This window comes from Kitasatospora sp. NPDC022785 (assembly GCF_055561295.1).
The window spans coordinates 72,500-86,053 of sequence record NZ_JBVHHB010000021.1 but is presented as its reverse complement, the minus strand read 5'-3'; the positions used below and the strand labels follow the sequence as shown (position 1 = coordinate 86,053).

Genomic DNA, 13,554 nt, shown 5'->3' with positions numbered 1-13,554 from the left:
CTCGATGAGAGATCCGCCGTTTGCGAAGTGTCCGGTTTGTACAGTCTGATGCGACGATTCGTACAATGCGCGCGGCGCGACTGTTCGTTTGCGACACTGGTGCTTTCGCGGGGTACTGTCCCATGTTTGTTCGGTTGGTCCTTGATGTCACCCCATGGCGTATCGAGTGACCGGCCGCTAGGACACCCTCCCCCGCCTAGAAGGATCGTCGTTTTGGCCAGCAACACCCTCGGCGCGCGCCTGCTGCGGCGCAAGCCCGTCTCCACCCTGATCGCCGAGAGTGAGGGCCACGACGCCCTCCCCGCCGGTGCGCCCGAAGAGGGCGGACGCTCCGGCATCCACCTGCGGCGTTCGATCGGACTCTGGCAGCTGTCCTCGATCGGCATCGGCGCCACCATCGGCACCGGCATCTTCTTCGTGCTCAGCACCGCGGTCCCCTCGGCGGGCCCGGCCGTGATCCTGTCCTTCGTGATCGCCGCCGTCACCGCCGGCCTCACCGCGCTCTGCTACGCCGAGATGGCGTCCGCGATCCCGGTCTCCGGCTCCTCGTACTCGTACGCCTACGCCACCCTCGGTGAGGGCGTCGCGTTCGCCGTCGGCATCTGCCTGCTGATGGAGTACGGCGTCTCGGCCTCCGCGATCGCGGTCAGCTGGGCCGAGTACCTGAACAAGTTCCTCGACCTGGCCTTCGGGACGAAGATCCCCGAGACGCTGTCCGGCGCGCCCGACAGCACCCACTGGTTCAACCTGCCGGCGCTGCTGCTGGTCGCGATGGTCTGCTTCCTGCTGATCCGCGGCGTCAGCGAGTCGGTCAAGGTCAACGCGGCCATGGTGGCCATCAAGATCCTCATCCTGGTGCTCTTCGTCGGCGTCGCGCTGACCGGCTTCCACTCCGGCAACCTGACCCCGTTCATGCCGCTCGGCATCGGCGGTGTGCAGGTCGCGGCCTCCAGCATCTTCTTCTCGTTCATCGGCCTGGACGCCGTCTCCACCGCCGGCGAGGAGGTCAAGAACCCGCGCCGCACCCTGCCGATGGCGATCATCATCTCGCTGGTCGTGGTCACCCTGCTCTACATCCTGGTCGCCCTGGCGGGCATCGGCGCCCAGCCCTGGGAGAAGTTCGACGGCCAGGAGGCCGGCCTCGCCCAGATCCTGCAGGACATCACCGGCCAGAGCTGGCCCGCGATGGTCTTCGCGATCGGCGCGATCCTCTCGATCTTCTCCATCACCCTCGTGGTGATCTACGGCCAGACCCGCATCCTGTACTCGATGGGCCGCGACGGCATGCTGCCCAAGCGCTTCGCCCAGCTTTCGCCGCGCACCGGCACCCCGGTCTGGAACACCATCGTGGTGGGCCTCGGCGTCGGCGCGCTGGCCGCCTTCATCCCGCTGGAGAAGCTGGCCGACATCACCAGCCTCGGCACCCTGATCGCCTTCTCGGTGGTCTCCATCGGCGTGATCATCCTGCGCCGCACCCAGCCCGACCTGCCGCGCGGCTTCAAGGTGCCCGGCTACCCGGTCGTCCCGCTGGTCAGCGTCGGCTTCTGCATCTACCTGATCACCGGCCTGCACGCCGACACCTTCGAAGCCGGCGGGGTCGCCCTCGTGATCGCCCTGGCCGTCTACTTCGGCTACAGCATCAAGCACTCCAAGCTGGAGCGCGCCGAGCAGCCCGACGCGGCCGCCGTGCCCGCCGACAGCAAGGCCGGCTGACCATCACGGCCACCCGCGGACGGGGCCGCCGGACGGTGACGACACCCCGGCGGCCCCTTGCGTCCCCGTGGACACGCACATCCCGGACACGGCGACAGGGCGCGGTCCCCGCCAATAACCTTCCACCATGGTGAGCACCCGCACGCCCGGCCACTCCCGCCCGCGCGGCCGCTTCACCGGCCGTGGCGCGGCCGTCCCGCCCGCGGCGGCCGGACCACCGACCGCGCGCGAACGGCTGCGCCGCAGCCTGACCGCCAGGCCGTTCCCCCGTCAGCGTGGTGACGGCACGCCCTCGCCACCCCCCGATCGGCTGAATCCGGCCCGGCTCGCCTCGATGCGCCGAGTCCAACTGCTCGGCTGCCTGATCGCCGCAGGCTGGGCGGCGGCCTTCCCGCTCGTCTCCGACCTGCCCAACCAACGGCTCTGGGGCACCGTCGCGGCCCCCGCGTACGCCCTCGCCGGGCTGCTCTGCCTGACCCTGCCCCGGCGGTTCGCCGCCCGTGCGGCGGCCGGGGTCGCCCTCCTGGGCGCCGTCCTGGTGCCGCTGGCGCTGCTGGCGCTGGAGGGCCGCCACCAGTCCGAGGTGATGGTGGTCGAACGCTCGGCGCACCTGCTGCTCACCACCGGCAGCCCGTACCTGCCCCACCCGGTGGTCGTCACCGACTACAACCCGTACCTGCCGGCCATGACCCTGTTCGGGATGCCGCGCGCCCTGGTGGGCAGCGGCAACCCGGTGGCGCAGGTGGCCGGGGACGCCCGGATCTGGTTCGCGCTGACCTTCCTGGCGTGCCTGCTGGCCAGCTGGCGGCTGCTGCGGCCGTCCCGGGACCGCGCCCCGCTGCTGCCGCTGGGCGTGCTCACCGCCTCGCCGCTGATCGCGCTGGCGCTGGTGGTCGGCGGGGTGGACCTGCCGCTGATCGGGGTCTGCTGTCTGGCCATGGCGCTGGCCGAACGGGACCGCACCATCGGTGCCGGGCTGGTCCTGGCGCTGGCCTGCACGCTGAAGTGGACGGCCTGGCCGGCGCTGCCGGTGGCCGTGCTGCTGCTCTGGCGGCTCTACGGGCGGCGCCCGGCCGCCCGGGCCGGGCTGACCGCGCTCGGCGCGGGCCTGGCGGTGATCGGGCCCTCCGCGCTGGCCCGGGCGGACGCGCTGCGCGAGCAGGTGGTGCGGTTCCCGCTGGGGCTGACCGCGATCCAGACGCCCGCGGGCAGCCCGCTGCCCGGCAAGGTGCTGGCCGGGTTCGGGCCGACCGGGCACACCGTGTCGCTGGCGCTGATGACGGTCGGCGGGCTGGGGGTGGCGATCTGGCTGCTGGCCCGGCCGCCGGTCTCCGCGATCGCCGCCGCCGACCTGCTCGCGGCGGGGCTGGCGATCGCGTTCATGCTGGCGCCGGCCGGGCGGTTCGGATACCTGGCGCTGCCGGTGGTGCTGGTGATCTGGCCCCGGCTGGCGGCCCGGCGCTGGAGCGGGCGGCGGCCCGTCCCGTCCACCTGCCTGCTGGCCCGGCCGGAGCCGGCCCTGCCCCGGAGCTGACCGGGGCAGGGCGTTCCTCGGCAGGGCTCAGCGGGTGCCGGCCGCCTTGATGACGGAGGCGACGGCGGGGCCGGCCGCGTCGGCGCCGTGGCCGCCGCCCTGGACCTCGGCGGCGATGGCGATGTTGCCGCGGTAGGCGGTGAACCAGCTGTTGGTGGTCTCGACGCCGGTGGCCTCCGCCGAGCCGGTCTTGGCGCCCGCGTTGTCCGAGATCCCGTTCATGACGGCCTTGGCGGTGCCGTCCTTGGCCGTGGCCGCCATCATCGCGCGCAGCTTGCCGGCGACATCGGGGGAGAGCGACCGGGCCGCCTTCTGCTGCGGCAGGTCGGCGACCAGGATCGGCTGCTTGAACTCGCCGCTCTGCACGGTGGCGGTGATCGAGGCGATGGCCAGCGGGTTCATCTGGACCTTGCCCTGGCCGATGGACTGCATGGCCTGCTCGTCCTTGTTGGTCCCCGGGTCCGGCACCTTGCCGTCGGAGTTGGTCAGGCCGGTCTTCCAGTCCATCCCGATGCCGAAGACCTCCTTGGCGGTGCTGCCCAGGGTGTTCGGCTTGAGGCTGGCCAGGCCCTGGTTGATGAAGGCGGTGTTGCAGGAGATCATGAAGTCCTGCTGGAGCGTGTTGTTCGGGTAGGCGTCCGGGAAGGAGTTCGGGATCGCCTGCGCGTTGCTGCTCTTCAGCGGGCAGGGCACCACGGTGTCCGGGTTGACGCCGGCCTCCAGCAGGGCCGTCGAGGTGACGATCTTCATCGTCGAGCCGGGGGCGAGCTGGCCCTCGAAGGCGCGGTTCTGGCCGTTGGCGGGCGCGTTGGCGAAGGCCAGGACCTGGCCGGTGCTCGGCTCGATGGCCACGATCGAGCCCGACTTGCCGCCGAGGTCGGTCATCGCCTTCTCGGCGGCGGCCTGGATCGCGTTGTCGATGGTCAGCTTGAACGGCTTGGCGGGCTTGGGCTCGACGATGGTGAACAGCTTGTCCTGGGCGCCCTTGCCGGCCGCGTCGGTGATCACCACGCCGCTGCCCGCGTCGCTCTGGTCCTTGGTCGGGTCCGACTGGAGGATCTTGCGGTAGTTCGTCTGCAGGGTGGAGAGCAGCGCCGGCGTGATCGAGCTGCCCTGCAGCGGCTTGCCGTTGCGGTCGACCACGTTGCCCGGCGGGGCGAAGACCGGCTGGGTGGAGATGACCTCGCCCGGGCCCAGGTGAGGGTGGAGCACCGAGGGCGCCCAGTGCACGGCCGGGGTGTTGTCGCTCATCTTCACGACGCTGAGGAAGCCGTTGTAGTCCCAGACCCGGTTGGTGCCCTCGAACTCGGCGCGGGCCTTGAAGCCCATCAGCACACCGGTCGGGGCCGCCGAGGCGGAGGCCGACGGCGCATCGGTGCCCGCCGCGGACGGCGTCGCCGAGGCGGAGGCCGCGCCGGTGGCCTTGGCGGCGGGGGAGGGGGTACCGGTCGCCGAGGCGAAGGCGGCGGGGGTCGCCGGGCCGGACGGCGCGAGGGTCAGCCCGCTGGGCTTCACCTGGTCCTTGAAGGCCGTCAGTGCGGTGGTCGCGGCCGCCGGGTCGTCGGTCAGTCCGGCGGCCTTGGCGAGGTCACCGGCGGCCCAGGCCTCCAGGAAGTCCTTGGCGCCGGCCGTCGCCTGCTCCGCGCTGGGAGGTTCGGCCACCACCGTGCGGGCCTTCTTGCCCTGGGCTCCGTCCGTGCCGCCGGAGCCGCCGACGAGGCTGTACGCCCCGTACCCGCCGCCCGCGAGCACGGCCAGGGACACGCCGGTGATGATGCCGATCTTCGCGCCTCTGCGCATGGTGCTGCTCCCCCAAGGGTCTGGCGACTGGCCGCTTTCGGAGGTGGCCGGATACGCGTTCGGTGCTCAGCCTAGGCAGACCGGCTCCGCACACTGACGAAATGCCGGGGTCTTGTGACGGATCTGGTACGTGTCGGGCACCACGTCGGCACCGTTCCCCCGCTCAGATCCAGCTGTTGAACCACATCCGCCTGCGCCAGTCGTCCATCGGAATCGTCTCCCCCGTGAACAGGGGGTAGAAGAAGAGAAAGTTCCACACGATCAGCAGCACCAGCAGCCCGGCCGCCGCCGAACCGATGATCCGGCGGTCCCGGGAGGCCCCGGGCGGGCCGATCAGGGCGCCGACCATCATGGTGACCGCGAGCACCAGGAACGGCACGAAGGCCACCGCGTAGAAGAGGAAGATCGTCCGCTGCTGGTAGGCGAACCAGGGCAGGTAGCCCGCGGCCAGGCCGCAGAGCACCGCGCCGGCCCGCCAGTCGCGCCGGGCGGCCCAGCGCCAGAGGCAGTACACCAGCGCCACCGCGCCGGTCCACCAGAGCAGCGGGGTGCCGATGCCCAGCACCTCGCGGGCGCACTCGCTCACCGTGCAGCCGGCCTGGCCCTGCTTGGGGGACTCGTAGAAGAAGGAGACCGGGCGGCCCAGGACCAGCCAGCTCCACGGGTTCGACTGGTAGGTGTGCGGGTCGCTCAGGTGGGTGTGGAAGTCGTACACCGTCGAGTGGTAGTGCCAGAGCGCCCGCAGGCCCTCCGGGATCCACGGGTAGTCGGTGGACCGGCCGACCGCCCAGTCGCGGCCGTAGCCGCCCCTGCCGGGCACGGTGCTGCTGGCGAACCAGCCCCACCAGGAGGTCACGTAGACCACCGCGGAGACCACGACGACCGACACGAAGGCCGGTACGACGTCCCGCACCAGCGTCCACAGGTACGGGCGGCCCGCGCCCGCCAGGCGGCGGGCGCCGGCGTCCCAGAGCACCGTCAGCACGCCGAAGGCGGCCGCCACGTACAGGCCGCTCCACTTGGTCGCGCAGGTCAGGCCGACGCAGACACCGGCCGCGATCCGGTACGGACGCCAGCCCAGGTTCAGCCGCTGGGCGGCCGCCGCGTCGGCGACGCCGCCGAGCCGCCGGGCGATCCGGGCCCGGGTGTGGTCACGGTCCAGCAGCAGGAAGCCGAAGGCGGCGAGGATCCAGAACATCACCACCAGGTCCAGCAGCGCCGAGCGGCTGAGCACGAAGTGCAGGCCGTCCACGGCGAGCAGCAGCCCGGCCACGCAGCCCAGCAGCGTCGAGCGGAACAGCCGGCGGGCGATCCGGGCCACCATCAGGACGGAGAGCGTGCCGAGCAGCGCCACCGCGAACCGCCAGCCGAACGGGTTCATCCCGAACAGCTGCTCGCCGGCGCCGATGATCCACTTGCCGACCGGCGGATGGACCACGTAGCTCGGGTCCGCCCGGTAGGGCACCGGCCCGCCCGCGATGATCTGCTCGTTGGCGCCGTCCGGCCAGTTGATCTCGTAGCCGCCGTGCCAGAGCGCGTAGGCGTCCTTGGCGTAGTACGTCTCGTCGAAGACGATCGCGTGCGGCTGCCCGAGGTCGGTGAACCGCAGGATCCCGGCGAACAGCGCCACCGCGAGCGGGCCGAGCCACCCCGCCCAGCGGAGGAGCCAGGACCACAGGGCCTCCGGCAGGGCTACGCCGAGCCGCAGCAGCAGCGGCCAGGGCGCGACGCGGTCCGGCGTCACCCCCGGGCCGTCCGGCATCGGCGGCACCAGAAGCTCGGCGAGCGTGGCCCGCGGCGCCGGCGTGTAGCCGTACCGGGACAGGCCGCGCAGCCAGGCCGCACCCGCGGACCGCGGCCGCCCGGGCTCCGGCTCGGGCGCGCGCGGGGCCGGGACGGCGGGGGACGCCTGGTCCGTCAGGACCGGCACGCCGACGCCACCCTGCGCGGTGGGGTCTGTACCAGTGGGCGTCTCTGCCGCCGTGTCGCCGTTCATCCGCCACATCGTAGGGGCGCTTCCCACACGGAGAACGGCTCCCTCCGAAGCTGCCCGAATCGTCACCAAAAGCACCTGGGGCCTCGATGCTGGAAGGATGGGGCGCGTGACAGGAGTACTCGTTCTCGCAGGCACACCCATCGGCGACGTCTCGGACGCCCCGCCCCGACTGCTCACCGAGCTGGCCACCGCGGACGTGATCGCGGCGGAGGACACCCGGCGGCTGCGCCGGCTCACCCAGGCGCTCGGGGTGACCCCGGCCGGGCGGGTCGTCTCCTACTTCGAGGGCAACGAGGTCGGCCGCACCCCCGAACTCGTCGAGGCGCTGGTCGGCGGCGCCCGGGTGCTGCTGGTCACCGACGCCGGGATGCCCTCGGTCTCCGACCCCGGCTACCGGCTGGTGGCCGCCGCCGTCGCCGCCGACGTCAAGGTGACCGCGGTGCCCGGGCCGTCCGCCGTGCTCACCGCGCTGGCGCTCTCCGGCCTGCCGGTGGACCGCTTCACCTTCGAGGGCTTCCTCCCGCGCAAGACCGGAGACCGGGCCCGCCAGCTCGCCACGGTCGCCGCCGAGCCGCGCACCATGGTCTTCTTCGAGGCCCCGCACCGGATCGCCGAGGCGCTGGCCGCGATGGCCGAGGCGTTCGGCGCCGACCGGCCCGCCGCCGTCTGCCGCGAGCTGACCAAGACGTACGAGGAGGTCAAGCGCGGCCCGATCGGCGAGCTGGCGGCCTGGGCGGCCGAGGGCGTCAAGGGCGAGATCACCGTGGTGGTCGCGGGCGCCCCGCCGGCCGCCCCGCAGGAGCTGACCCCGGCCGAGCTGGCCCGCCTGGTGGCCGTCCGGGAGGAGGCCGGCGAGCGGCGCAAGGAGGCCATCGCGGCCGTCGCGGCGGAGCTCGCGCTGCCCAAGCGGGACGTGTTCGACGCGGTGGTCGCGGCCAAGAACGCGGCGGTGGTGAAGCCCTGAGACCGGGGGTGCCGCGGTCGGCGGGGGCGCGTACCTTGGAGAGAAGGCCCCGGGTAAACACCCGTTGAGCTGAAGCTTTGACCGTGGTTTCCGGAGACGACCCACCCTTTCGTATAGGGATTCCCAATCCGCGTCCAAGACTTCACAAGACGGGCATCGACCGGGGCGTTCCGGGCATTTCCTGGGTTGGAAAGACCCAGCCGGGCGAGCGTCCGGCGGGCGCTGGGAGACGGCTATGAGCGAGACGATCGGTAGCCCTCGTGGTGGTAACGCGCTGAGCGACCCCGGCCTGACCGGCCGGCCGCACTCTCCCGTGGAGACCGTCCGGGAGGCCTACTCCTTCGCGTGCCTGAGCTGCGGGTACGGCTGGGAGCAGGCGTACGACATCGAGCACCACGTGGCCCGCGACGGGCGGGTCGTGTTCGAGTACCACGCAAACGGTGTCAGGGTGCCGTCCCCGCTGCTCAAGCCGACCTGCCCGGGATGCGGCGGACACACCGTCCGGATCATGCGCGAGGGCCGGGTGGCCGTCGCGGACCAGCTCTGGCAGCACGCCCCCGGCTACTCGGCGCACGCCGAGCCGGCCGGGGTGCCGGTGGCCGCCCCGGTGGCCGCACCGGAGGCCACCCCGGAGGCCGGTCCCGCCCGGCAGCGCGGGTTCCTGGGCCGGCTCTGGTCGCGGCTGACGGGCTGACGGGCTGACCGCCCGGCGGGCAGCGCGGCCCGCCGGGGAGGTGAGGGGGCCGGCGGGTGGCGGTGCCGCCCGGGAGTCGACGTGGCCGGCGGGTGGCGGTGCCGCCCGCCGGGGTAACTCGGTCGAGGGCGGCCCCCGCACCCGATTAAGCTTTCCGACCATGGCGGCCACTGCAGAGCACAGCACCACCGGGAGCACGACCCCGGCGTACTACGTTTCCACCCCGATCTACTACGTCAACGATCGCCCGCACCTGGGCCACGCCTACACCACCGTGGCGGGTGACGTGCTGACCCGCTGGCACCGCCAGCGCGGCGAGAAGGTCTGGTACCTGACCGGCACCGACGAGCACGGCCAGAAGATCCTGCGGACCGCCGAGGCCAACGGGGTCAGCCCGCAGGAGTGGTGCGACAAGCTGGTCGAAGAGGCGTGGAAGCCGCTCTGGCAGCACCTCGACATCGCCAACGACGACTTCATCCGCACCACCCAGCAGCGGCACACCGACCGGGTGCAGGAGTTCGTCCAGGACCTGTACGACAAGGGCGAGATCTACAAGGGCGGCTACTCCGGCCCGTACTGCGTCGGCTGCGAGGAGTACAAGCTCCCGGCCGAGCTGCTCGACGGCGCCACCGAGGGCGAGAAGCTCTGCCCGATCCACAAGAAGCCGGTCGAGTGGCTGGAGGAGGAGAACTACTTCTTCCGCCTCTCCGCCTACGGCCCGAAGCTGCTGGAGTTCTACGCCGAGAACCCCGGCTTCATCGCTCCCGAGTCCGCCCGCAACGAGGTGCTCCGCTTCGTCGAGCAGGGCCTGCAGGACCTCTCCATCTCCCGCTCCACCTTCAACTGGGGCGTGCCGCTGCCCTGGGACGAGAAGCACGTGCTCTACGTGTGGGTGGACGCGCTGCAGAACTACATCACCGCCGCCGGCTACGGCAGCGACCCGGAGCGCTTCGCCGAGCTGTGGCCGGCCTCGGTGCACCTCGTCGGCAAGGACATCCTGCGGTTCCACGCGGTGATCTGGCCGGCCATGCTGATGGCCGCCGGCCTGCCGCTGCCCAAGCGGGTCGTCGCCAACGGCTGGCTGATGGTCGGCGGCGAGAAGATGTCCAAGTCCAACCTGACCGGCATCGCCCCGCAGGACCTCACCTCGCACTTCGGCGTGGACGCCTACCGCTACTACTTCCTGCGGGCGATCCCGTTCGGCACCGACGGCTCGTTCTCCTGGGAGGACTTCACCGCCCGGTACACCTCCGAGCTGGCCAACGACTTCGGCAACCTCGCCTCCCGGGTGGCGGCCATGGTCGGCAAGTACTTCGGGGGGGTGCTGCCGGCCGCCGTCGCCGCCGGCCCGGCCGAGCAGGCCGTCGCGGACGGGCTGACGGCGGCGGTCGCGACCGCCGACCGGAAGATCGGCGAGGAGCTGGACTTCGCCGGCGGCCTCGCGGCGGTCTTCGAGTTCGTCAAGCAGGTCAACGGCTACCTCACCGAGCAGGAGCCCTGGAAGGTCGCCAAGGACGACTCCGAGGAGGGCCGCGCCCGCCTCGCGACCATCCTCTACACCGCCGCCGAGGCGCTGCGGGCCACCGCCGTCCTGCTCAACCCGGTCATGCCGGCCACCGCCGAGAAGCTCTGGGTCTCGCTCGGCGCCGAAGAGGGCCTCGGCGAGCTGGCCGCGCAGACCATCGCCACCGTGGCGGACTGGGGCCGGCTGCCCGCCGGTGCCACCGTCACCAAGGGCGAGATCCTGTTCCCGCGTCTCGAAGAGAAGCCCTCCGCCTGATGGCCAAGAAGGACGACGACCGGTCGACGCCGCCGCCACTGCCCGCCCCGCTGGCGGTGGCGGTCGCCGACTCGCACACCCACCTGGACATGCAGGCCGGCACCCCCGCCGAGGGCCTGGCACGCGCCGCCTCGGTCGGCGTGACCACCGTCGTCCAGGTGGGCTGCGACGTGCCCGGCTCACGCTGGGCCGCCGACCTGGCGGCCCAGTTCGAGCAGGTGCACGCGGCCGTCGCCCTGCACCCCAACGAGGCCCCGCGGATCTACCTGGGCGACCCGGACGGCTGGTCCGGGCAGCAGCGCCCGGCCGGCGGGCAGGCGGCGCTCGACGCCGCCCTCGCCGAGATCGACGCGCTCGCCGCGCTGCCGCACGTCCGCGCCGTCGGCGAGACCGGCCTCGACTACTTCCGTACCGGCCCCGAAGGCGTCGAGATCCAGAAGGAGTCGTTCCGCCGCCACATCGAGATGGCCAAGCGGCACGACAAGGCCCTGGTCATCCACGACCGGGACGCCCACGAGGACGTCATCGCCGTCCTGCTGGAGGAGGGCGCCCCCGAGCGGACCGTCTTCCACTGCTACTCCGGCGACGCCGCGATGGCCAAGACCTGCGCCGAGCACGGCTGGTACCTCTCGTTCGCCGGCCCCGTCACCTTCAAGGCCAACCAGCCCCTGCGCGACGCCCTCGCGGCCACTCCGCTCGACCGCGTCCTGGTCGAGACCGACGCCCCCTTCCTCACCCCGCACCCCTACCGGGGCCGCCCCAACGCCCCGTACCTGATTCCGGTCACCGTCCGCTCGATGGCCGGCACCCTGGGGCTGCACGAGGACGAGCTCGCCACGGCCATCGCGGCGAACACGGCGCGGGCCTTCGGGTACTGAGCCGGCCGAACGGACATCGGTCGAACACATATCGGGTCGCGCCGAAACGATTCGGCACTCTCGTCGGACTGCGATGCTGCCTGGCATGGGTGCCCGGGCCGTACGCCGAGCCCGGGATCCCGTACTACTGGCGGGTCGAGCGCGGGATCGACAACCTCCCCGTCCACGAGTTCCACCGGGACGAGGAGAAGGGCGTCTACCTGCCCGTCGCCCAGCACGAGGGCGTCCTGCGCGCCGAGCTGCCGTACGCCGTCGAGATCGACCTCCAGCAGGCCGTCGAACCGTGAGCACCCGCCCCGCCCGTATCCTTGCGGGGTGAGCACCACCGACCCCACCTCCGACACGCACCTGCTCGGCGCCTCCGACATCAGGGAGCTGGCGGCCACCCTCGGGGTGAAGCCGACCAAGCAGCGCGGGCAGAACTTCGTCATCGACGGCAACACCGTGCGCCGCATCGTCCGGGCCGCCGAGGTGACGAGCGAGGATGCGGTGGTCGAGGTCGGCCCCGGGCTCGGCTCGCTCACCCTGGCGCTGCTCGACGTCGCCGCGCACGTCACCGCCGTCGAGATCGACCCGTTGCTCGCCCGGCACCTGCCCACCACCGTCGCCTCCCGGCTGCCCGCCCGCGCCGAGGACTTCGACCTGGTGCTCAGCGACGCCATGGAGGTCACCGAGCTCCCCGGTCCGCCGCCCACCGCGCTGGTCGCCAACCTCCCCTACAACGTGGCCGTGCCCGTGCTGCTGCACATGCTGGCGACGTTCCCCAGCATCGAGCGCACCCTGGTGATGGTGCAGAGCGAGGTCGCCGACCGGCTCGCGGCCAAGCCCGGCAACAAGGTGTACGGCGTCCCGTCCGTCAAGGCCAACTGGTACGCGGACGTCAAGCGGGCCGGCGCCATCGGGCGCAACGTGTTCTGGCCCGCGCCGAACGTCGACTCCGGCCTGGTCTCGCTGATCCGCCGCGAGCCGCCGCAGACCACCGCCACCCGCGCGGAGGTGTTCGCGGTCGTCGACGCCGCGTTCGCCCAGCGCCGCAAGACCCTGCGCGCCGCCCTGGCCGGCTGGGCCGGCTCACCGGCCGGGGCCGAGCAGGCGCTCGCCGCCGCCGGGATCGACCACAAGCTGCGCGGCGAGATGCTGACGGTCGAGCAGTTCGCCGCGATCGCCGAGCACAAGCCCGCGAAGTCGGAGTCCGAGTGATCACGGTACGGGTCCCCGCCAAGGTCAACGTCCAGCTGGGGGTCGGCGGCCTGCGCGCCGACGGCTTCCACGACCTGGCCAACGTCTTCTTCGCCGTCGCCCTCGGCGACGAGGTGACGGCGACGCCCGGCTCACCCGGCGAGGGCGTCACCCTCAGCTGCTCCGGGCCGGACGCCGCCGTCGTCCCGCTCGACGACAGCAACCTGGCCGCCCGCGCCGCCCGGCTGCTCGCCGCCCACCACGGCCTCGCCGACCCCGCCGTCCACCTGCACATCGCCAAGGCCATCCCGGTGGCCGGCGGCATGGCCGGAGGCAGCGCGGACGGTGCGGCGGCGCTGGTCGCCTGCGACGCGCTCTGGGGCCTCGACACGCCGGCCGACACCCTGCTGGAGCTGGCCGCCGAGCTCGGCTCCGACGTCCCGTTCGCCCTGGTCGGAGGCGTCGCCCTGGGCCGCGGCCGCGGCGAGATCCTCGACCCGCTGCCCGTCGCCGGGATCTTCCACTGGGTGTTCGCCGTCGCCGACGGCGGCCTCTCCACCCCGGCCGTCTTCCACGAGTGCGACCGCCTCCGCGAGGAGGCCGGCACCGGCTCCAGCGCCACCGACGTGCCCACCCCCGACGCCGACCCGGCCCTGCTCGCCGCCCTCGCCGACGGCGACGCCGTCGCCCTGGCCGGTGCGCTCGCCAACGACCTCCAGCCGGCCGCCCTCTCGCTGCGCCCCGCGCTCGCCGCCACCCTGCGCGCGGGCACCGAGGCCGGCGCGATCGGCGCCCTGGTCTCCGGCTCCGGCCCGACCTGCGCCTTCCTCGCCAAGGACGCCGACGCGGCGGCCGCCGTCGCCGAGGCGCTGCGGGCGTCCGGCACCTGCCGCACCGCGCACGCGACGTACGGGCCGGTGCCCGGGGCGGCGGTGCTCGGCGGCTGAGGCGCCGCGGGGGTGGCGCCGGGGAGTGCCTGGGGTGGAGGTGCTCCGGGGTGGTGGTGCTCGGGGGTG

The 13,554-nt window shown here is 72.9% G+C and carries 11 protein-coding genes; 9 read left to right on the top strand and 2 right to left on the bottom strand.

Going from position 1 to position 13,554, the window contains the following annotated elements:
- Window positions 1-144 precede the first annotated feature (144 nt).
- Window positions 145-1,713 carry an amino acid permease gene (locus ACZ3YO_RS28120; protein ID WP_465574741.1) on the top strand — a complete coding sequence of 523 codons (1,569 nt, stop codon included), beginning with the start codon at window positions 145-147 and terminating at the stop codon, window positions 1,711-1,713.
- Window positions 1,714-1,840: 127 nt separating this feature from the next.
- Window positions 1,841-3,247 carry a glycosyltransferase 87 family protein gene (locus tag ACZ3YO_RS28115; protein ID WP_465574547.1) on the top strand — a complete coding sequence of 469 codons (1,407 nt, stop codon included), beginning with the start codon at window positions 1,841-1,843 and terminating at the stop codon, window positions 3,245-3,247.
- Window positions 3,248-3,274: 27 nt separating this feature from the next.
- Here ACZ3YO_RS28115 and ACZ3YO_RS28110 read toward each other — a convergent pair whose 3' ends face one another.
- Window positions 3,275-5,047, bottom strand: coding sequence for a penicillin-binding transpeptidase domain-containing protein (locus tag ACZ3YO_RS28110; RefSeq protein ID WP_465574544.1), 1,773 nt, complete (start codon window positions 5,045-5,047; stop codon window positions 3,275-3,277).
- Between the two features lie 163 nt (window positions 5,048-5,210).
- Window positions 5,211-7,043, bottom strand: a complete 1,833-nt coding sequence (locus tag ACZ3YO_RS28105; protein ID WP_465574541.1) for a dolichyl-phosphate-mannose--protein mannosyltransferase — start codon at window positions 7,041-7,043, stop codon at window positions 5,211-5,213.
- Between the two features lie 106 nt (window positions 7,044-7,149).
- On the opposite strand from ACZ3YO_RS28105, the gene rsmI reads away from it, so the two are divergent.
- The 7 genes from rsmI to ACZ3YO_RS28070 all read left to right on the top strand — a co-directional run bounded on the left by rsmI (window position 7,150) and on the right by ACZ3YO_RS28070 (window position 13,485).
- Complete coding sequence (rsmI, locus tag ACZ3YO_RS28100; protein ID WP_405361099.1) at window positions 7,150-8,007, top strand: 16S rRNA (cytidine(1402)-2'-O)-methyltransferase; 858 nt, start codon at window positions 7,150-7,152, stop codon at window positions 8,005-8,007.
- 235 nt (window positions 8,008-8,242) lie between these two features.
- A complete protein-coding gene (locus tag ACZ3YO_RS28095) occupies window positions 8,243-8,701 on the top strand; it encodes a hypothetical protein (protein WP_465574538.1) in 459 nt (152 codons plus the stop codon).
- A 160-nt stretch (window positions 8,702-8,861) separates the two neighbouring features.
- Entirely contained in the window at window positions 8,862-10,481 is a 1,620-nt protein-coding gene (gene metG / locus ACZ3YO_RS28090) for a methionine--tRNA ligase (RefSeq protein ID WP_465574535.1), read from the top strand.
- A complete protein-coding gene (locus ACZ3YO_RS28085) occupies window positions 10,481-11,359 on the top strand; it encodes a TatD family hydrolase (RefSeq protein WP_465574533.1) in 879 nt (292 codons plus the stop codon). The genes metG and ACZ3YO_RS28085 overlap by 1 nt, the downstream gene beginning before the upstream one ends.
- An 89-nt stretch (window positions 11,360-11,448) precedes the next feature.
- The gene (locus ACZ3YO_RS28080; protein WP_465574530.1) at window positions 11,449-11,646 is read left to right on the top strand and encodes a hypothetical protein; all 198 of its coding nucleotides are present in this window, start codon (window positions 11,449-11,451) and stop codon (window positions 11,644-11,646) included.
- A 28-nt stretch (window positions 11,647-11,674) separates the two neighbouring features.
- The gene (gene rsmA / locus ACZ3YO_RS28075) at window positions 11,675-12,559 is read left to right on the top strand and encodes a 16S rRNA (adenine(1518)-N(6)/adenine(1519)-N(6))-dimethyltransferase RsmA (protein WP_465574528.1); all 885 of its coding nucleotides are present in this window, start codon (window positions 11,675-11,677) and stop codon (window positions 12,557-12,559) included.
- A complete protein-coding gene (locus tag ACZ3YO_RS28070) occupies window positions 12,556-13,485 on the top strand; it encodes a 4-(cytidine 5'-diphospho)-2-C-methyl-D-erythritol kinase (protein WP_465574525.1) in 930 nt (309 codons plus the stop codon). The genes rsmA and ACZ3YO_RS28070 overlap by 4 nt, the downstream gene beginning before the upstream one ends.
- Window positions 13,486-13,554 lie beyond the last annotated feature (69 nt).

What these genes read in the sequence shown, in the direction of transcription:
- ACZ3YO_RS28120 (WP_465574741.1), top strand. Translation starts at nt 145, where the DNA reads ATGTCACCCCATGGCGTATCGAGTGACCGGCCGCTAGGACACCCTCCC.
- ACZ3YO_RS28085 (WP_465574533.1), top strand. Translation starts at nt 10,481, where the DNA reads ATGGCCAAGAAGGACGACGACCGGTCGACGCCGCCGCCACTGCCCGCC.
- ACZ3YO_RS28095 (WP_465574538.1), top strand. Translation starts at nt 8,243, where the DNA reads ATGAGCGAGACGATCGGTAGCCCTCGTGGTGGTAACGCGCTGAGCGAC.
- ACZ3YO_RS28115 (WP_465574547.1), top strand. Translation starts at nt 1,841, where the DNA reads ATGGTGAGCACCCGCACGCCCGGCCACTCCCGCCCGCGCGGCCGCTTC.
- ACZ3YO_RS28105 (WP_465574541.1), bottom strand. Translation starts at nt 7,043, where the DNA reads ATGAACGGCGACACGGCGGCAGAGACGCCCACTGGTACAGACCCCACC.
- metG (WP_465574535.1), top strand. Translation starts at nt 8,862, where the DNA reads ATGGCGGCCACTGCAGAGCACAGCACCACCGGGAGCACGACCCCGGCG.
- ACZ3YO_RS28110 (WP_465574544.1), bottom strand. Translation starts at nt 5,047, where the DNA reads ATGCGCAGAGGCGCGAAGATCGGCATCATCACCGGCGTGTCCCTGGCC.